Origin of the sequence: Agromyces binzhouensis, assembly GCF_004135055.1 — a bacterium.
GTDB classification, from domain to species: Bacteria; Actinomycetota; Actinomycetes; order Actinomycetales; family Microbacteriaceae; genus Agromyces; species Agromyces binzhouensis.
Genome location: NZ_SDPL01000172.1, coordinates 1 through 6,301 on the forward strand (window position 1 = coordinate 1; position 6,301 = coordinate 6,301).

1 protein-coding gene and 1 rRNA gene are annotated in these 6,301 nt (G+C 70.2%); both read right to left on the reverse strand.

Features of this window, described 5'->3' with window-relative positions:
• The coding region (pulA, locus tag ESO86_RS09695) for a pullulanase-type alpha-1,6-glucosidase (protein ID WP_129234715.1) at nucleotides 1–5,813 on the reverse strand (5,813 nt) is incomplete at its 3' end.
• A gap of 418 nt (nucleotides 5,814–6,231) precedes the next feature.
• A 5S ribosomal RNA gene (rrf, locus tag ESO86_RS20150) occupies nucleotides 6,232–6,301 on the reverse strand; the annotation flags it as partial.

A 6,301-nucleotide genomic window follows, 5' to 3' on the forward strand; every position in this document is an offset into this window, starting at 1 on the left:
TCGGACGTCGGGGCGGTGGTGGCCGCCGCCGATCCCTCGGCCGTCTGGGGCGCGGCCGCGGCCCCGCCCTTCGCCGGGCCCGTCGCCTTCTGGTCGTCGACGAGCACCGCGGCCGTGCGCGCCGGGATCGTCAGCGTCCCGGTCTTCGCCTTCCACTTCGTCTCCTTGACGGTCTCGTCGATGCCGTTCTGCAGCGGCTTCGCGAGCTTGAAGTCGCGGCCCGAGAGCCCGTCGACCTGCTCGGTGATCGCCTCGCCCGAGGCGTTGAACACGACCAGGGCACCCTCCAGCTCGGGGTCGACGTCGTCACCGACGAGGTCGTCGATGAGCATCACGATGAGGCCGTCCGTGGCATCCGCCCCGCTGTTCGGGAACGAGACCTTCTGCTCGATGAGCTCGGCCGAGCCCAGCTTCAGCAGGTCGACGCTCGATCGCACGCGCAGCAGGTCGAGCGCGGCCGCCTCGGCGGAGGCGATGTCCTCCGCGGTCGGCTTCAGCGCCTCGTCGCCCAGCAGTTCGGCCATGACCGGCCAATGGTCCTCGTTGTCGGCCTTCATCGGCAGGCCCGACCCGAAGGTCGACTCCTGGCCGGTCCAGTCGATCCGGTTGAACCAGTCGCCCGAGTTGTAGCTGTTGCGGTCGAGCGACTTCGAGCGCAGCAGTTCGGTGCCGGCGTGCCAGAACGAGGGGCTCTGCGAGAACGTCACGGTCGCGAGCGACAGCGTGTTCATGCGGATCCGGTCGGCCATCGACGTCTCCTGCGGGAGCTTGAGCACGCCGAGGTCGAACAGCGTCTCGTTGTCGTGCGCGTCGACGTAGTTGATGACCTCCTCCGGGTGGTCCGCGTAGCCGGCCGGCGAGCCGTTGTAGTCGACCTCGGCGCCCGACTTCACGACCCCGTCGGAGCCGGTGAACTCGAAGTCGCGCAGGTTGCCCGCGAGGCCGACCTTCACCAGGTCGGTCTGCTGGCCGAGGTCCCGGATGCCGTCGCGCACGGGACGGCCGTTCGGCTCGCCCGCGAGCCCGGTGCCGAAGCCCTGCTCGTACTTCGAGTCGCCCGAGACCGGGCTGCCGCCGTGCACGCCGTCGCGCAGGCGGTCGTTGAACGTCGCGATCCCGGTGCCGCCGAGCTGGCCCTGGGAGGCCTGCTCGAACCGGGCGTTGTTCCCGACCTCGCCGAAGTTCCAGCCTTCGCCGTAGAGGAACACCTTCGAGCCGTCGACGCCGTCCTCGGCGAGCGTGAGCTCGTCGAGCGCCTCGCGGATGGCGAGCATGTTCGCCTTCGAGTGGTGGCCCATCAGGTCGAACCGGAACCCGTCGACCTTGTACTCCCTCGCCCAGAGCACGGTCGAGTCGACCATGAGCTTCTCGGCGACGGCGTGCTCGGTCGCGACGTTCTGGCAGCACGTCGAGGTCTCGACGCCGCCGGTCGCGTTCAGGCGGTGGTAGTAGCCGGGCACGACCCTGTCGAGCACCGACTTCTCCCCCTGGCCCGACTGGGCGGTGTGGTTGTACACCTCGTCGAGCACGACCTGCAGGCCGGTGGCGTGCAGGGCGCCGACCATCTCGCGGAACTCCGCGACGCGAGCGCCGCCCTCGGGGTCGACCGCGTAGGAGCCCTCGGGCGCCTGGAAGTGGTACGGGTCGTAGCCCCAGTTGAACCCGTCGAGGTCGCGGATCGCCTCGATGCAGGCCTGCTGCTCCTCCGACGCCGGGCCGAAGGTCTCGAGGTCGCAGTCGGGGGTCGCCTGCTGGTCGCGGCGCTCCTCGATGGTCGCGATGTCGAAGGTCGGCAGCAGGTGCACCGTGTTGATGCCCGCGGCCGCGAGCTCGCGGAGCTGCGCGGTGCCCGCGCTGTTGCGGGTGAACGCACGGTAGGTGCCGCGCTCGTCCTCGGGCACGGTCTCATCCGTGATCGAGAAGTCGCGCACGTGCAGCTCGGTGATCGCGCGGTCGACCTGGCGCTCGACGAGCGGCGCAGGCGTCTCGGCCCACAGCTCGGGAGCGAGTGCCGGGTCGTCGAGGTCGACCACCACGGTGCGCGCCGAGTTCACGGTGAGCGCCGCCGAGTAGGGGTCGGTCACCGAGTTCTCCTCGACCTCGCCGGTCGTCGGCGCGTAGACCTCGATGAGCCAGCGGTACTCGTCACCTGCGTCGACGCCCTCGGCCACCGACCACGCACCGGATGCCGCGTCGAACGTCGCCGGAAGCACCTGCGGGTCGCCGGTCGAGCCGGTGTCCCAGACCTGGGCCGAGACCGTCTTCGCGGTCGGCGCCCAGACGGAGAGCGTCGGTGCGCCGTCGTCGAACGAGGCACCGAGCGCAGCGGATGCCACGGCGTCGGCGTACAGGTCGTCGAGCACGCCCGGCAGCTGCACGCCGGTCATCGCGGTGAGCGCGTCGCCGCTGCGCTGCGCGACCTGCAGCTCGCCGGTGACGAGCTCGGCGATCGCGTCGCGGTCGAGGCCGACCGGGCGGAGCGCCACGTAGCTCGCCAGGTGGGGGAAGGTCGCGGCGAGCTCATCGCCGATACCGCCCGACTGGAACTCGAGCTCGACCGACTGGTCGGCGCCGGTCACGGCGCTGCCGGCGGTGCCGAGCCCGCCGTCGGCCGCGAACTCGAGCGTGTACGCCAAGTCGGCCGCGTTCCCGCCGCCGAGCAGCGACGCGGGCCACGCGAGCGTCTCGGCGTCGAGCCAGTACGCGCGCTGCTGGCCGATGCCGGCGAGCGGCGGGTCGGCGACGACGACCTCGAGCACGTGCGTCTCGAGCGTGTAGCGGAACGTGACGAACTCGCCGTCGGTCGCGACGACGAACTGGATGTTGCCGCCGTTGCGGACCCCGTCGACGCCGTAGTTCTCATCCCACGAGAGGCCGTGGGCGACCTTCACCTCGTAGGAACCGGCGGGCAGGCCGTCGGTCGAGAACTCGTGGACGCCGTCCTTGTCGCCGTCCTGCGCGAAGGTGACCATGCAGTCGGGCTGCCAGTCGCCGGGGCAGCCGAGCTCGGACTGCAGGCTGCCGGGCAGCGTCACGATGGGGCCCTCGGCCGTCGACGAGAACACGTTCGTGCGCGGGTCCCAGTAGAACGTGACCGGGCCGCCCTCGGTCGTGTACGTGACGTTCGGGCCGTCCTGCACGCCGTTCGCGCCGTAGTTCAGCGCCCAGCTGCCGTTGATCGCGACCTTGTACTCGTAGGTGCCGGCGGGCACCTCGAACGTGCCGGCGTAGATGCCGTCGGCGCGCTTGGTGAGCTTCGCGGCCTCGCAGCCGGGCTGCCAGTCGCCCGGGCAGCCCATCTCCGAGTTGTGGCTGCCGGGCACGGTGACCAGGCCGATCTCGGGCTCGGGCTCCTCCTCCACGACGAGGTTCACGGCGTTGCCGACCGAGGCGTAGGTCGATGCGGCGGCGCGGTTGCCCGCGGCATCCGTTGACACGGCCCGGTACTCGATCAGCGTGCCGTTCGCGAGGCCCGCGGTGTCGTGGAAGACGCGCGGCGTGGTGTCCTCGGCGGTGCCGAGGGGCGTCCACTCGGCGGAGCCGGCGACGCGCCAGGCGAAGCTCGTCTCCTGCCAGGTGCTGTCGGCGACGTCGGCCGAGACCGGCGTCACACCGGTGACGCCGGCGCCCGCGACGGGCACGTCGACGGCGATCGCAGATGCGGCCTCGGGGGCGGTCACCTGCCGGTCGGCCCGCCACACCACGGCGCCGAGCGCCGGCACGGTGACGGATGCCACGCCGTCGGCGTTCGCAGTGAGCGCGGATGCGTCCCCGTAGAGCACCTCGAACGCGCCATCCGCCGTCAGCGTCGGCACGTCGACGGCCTTCGACTCGTTCGCGTTGTTGACGGCGACCAGGTACTCGACCTTCTCGTCGCGGTCGACGCGGCTGAACGCGTAGACGCCCGCGCCGTCGGTGACGAACCGCTCGACCTGCGCGCCCTGCTCGAGCGCCGGGTGCGCCTCGCGCAGCTCGGCGAGTGCGGCGATGTGCGTGTAGAGCGGCGCGCCCGTGTCGTAGCGGTCGACGCTGCCGGCGTTCTCGCCGGTGACGAGCGGCTGGTTCACGTACTCGTCGACCTGGCTCGCGAAGAGCGTCTGGCGTGCGTCCTTGTCGCCGCCGGTGCCCGCGAAGCCCTGCTCGTCGCCGTAGTACACGACCGGCTGGCCGCGCGTGAGGTACATGAGCTCGTGGGCCAGTTCGTCGCGCTGCACCGCGGTGTCACCCGAGTTGGCGAGGAAGTAGCCGATGCGGCCCATGTCGTGGTTGCCGAGGAAGGTCGGCAACGCGGTCGCCGACGAGTCGGGCGTCGTGTAGTAGTCGTCGCCGGCGAACAGCGACTGCAGGTTCTTCGCCGAGTTGCCCGCGGCGAACGACACGGCCTGCGACTGGAAGGTGAAGTCGAGCACCGAGTTCATGTCGCTGTTGCGCACGTACGGCGAGAGCTTGACCGGGTCGGCGTCGTAGACCTCGCCGAACATGAAGAAGTCGGGCTTGCCCTGCGCGTGCGCGTAGTCGAGCACCTCGGTCGACCAGGTCTCCCAGAACTCGAAGTTGACGTGCTTGGCGGTGTCGATGCGGAACCCGTCGATGCCGAGGTCGACCCAGTCCTGGTAGACCTGCACGAACCCGTTCACGACGGTCGGGTCCTCGGTCATGAGGTCGTCGAGGCCGACGAAGTCGCCGAAGGTGACCGACTCGCCCGACCAGGTCGAGTCGCCGCGGTTGTGGTAGACGGTCGGGTCGTTCAGCCACGCCGGCACCTTGACGTCGGCCTCCTCGGCCGTGATCGTCGGGGTGTACGGGAAGCTCGTCGCCGGGTCGAGGTCGGGGAAGTCGGGGCTGCCCGCGATCGCGCTCGGGTCGAACACCTCGCCCGCGGCGTCACGGTACGGGCTCGTGGCCTTGTCGATGTAGGAGTACTGGCCCTCCTCGTACGAGATCACGTCGGCCGTGTGGTTCGTGATGATGTCGAAGTAGACCTTGATGCCCTTGGCGTGCGCCTCGGCGATCAGCGCCTCGAGCTCGGCGTTGGTGCCGAGGTGCGGGTCGATCTGCGTGAAGTCGGTGATCCAATAGCCGTGGTACCCGGCGCTCGCGTTGTCGCCCTCGCCCTGCACGGGCTTGTTCTTGAAGCTCGGCGTGAACCAGATCGCGCTCGTGCCGAGGCCCTCGATGTAGTCGAGGTTGTCGCGGATGCCCTGGATGTCGCCGCCGTGGTAGAAGCCCTTGTCGGTGGGGTCGAACCCATGGTCGAGGCGGTCGCCCGCGATGCCGGCGGTGTCGTTCGACGGGTCGCCGTTGGCGAACCGGTCGGTCATCACGAAGTAGAAGTTCTCGGCGCTGCCCGGCTGGCGCACGGGCGGCAGGGCGAGCGCGGCATCCGTCGCCTCGTCGTAGGGGCCGCGCACGTCGAGCAGTTCGAGGCCGACGCGCTTCTGGGTGTCGTCGAAGACCACGCGCACGTCGGCGTCGCCCGCGACGGTCAGCGGGATGTTGTCGCCGCCGCCGTTCAGGCCCCAGCTGGCGTCCCACGAGTCGTTCGCGGCGACCTTGTACTCGTACGTACCCGCCGGCAGGGTGAAGTCGGCGGCGTAGACGCCGGCCGTGTCGGTCGGCAGCAGTTCGCTGTCCGCGCACGCGGGCTGCCAGTCCTCCGAACACCCCAGCTCGGTCTGCAGCGAGCCGACGAGGGCGAACGTATCGCCCTCCTCGGCCGCGGCCCCGATCGGTACGACGGCGAGAACGGATGCCGCGACGGCGCCCGTCACCCCCAAAGCCAGCAAGCTGCGAGCACGCGCCCGTTGCGTCATCCTTGACTCCCGATTCCGGCACGACGACGTGCCAACTGACATTGCCAGCGAACGTAGCAGCGCGCGGGAGGTTAATGCAAGCGTTTGCACTCGATGTGGACGACCTGCAGTCGGAGATCCGCAGAACCCCGGCACAGCGGGCCGATCGACCCCGTTCGGGTGACGTAACCGCTTGCACTCAGGTGGGTGATGGATGCGCGCCATCCGGTCGTCCGGGAGCCTGCCGACCGGCCTGTCGGCAGGCTCCCGCAGCTCATGCCGCCTGGCCGGCGGAAACCTGCTCGAGCGCCGGAGCGGCTCGTCGGCGCGGCTCGTCGGCGCGGCTCGTCGGCGCGCTTCGTCGATGATGCCTGGGGCCCGGCTGGTTGGTTAAATGCAGAAGAGCCACCCCGTTCGGGGTGGCTCTTCTGGAATGTGTGTCCGGCGGTGTCCTACTCTCCCACAGGGTCGCCCCTGCAGTACCATCGGCGCTGCGAGTCTTAGCTTCC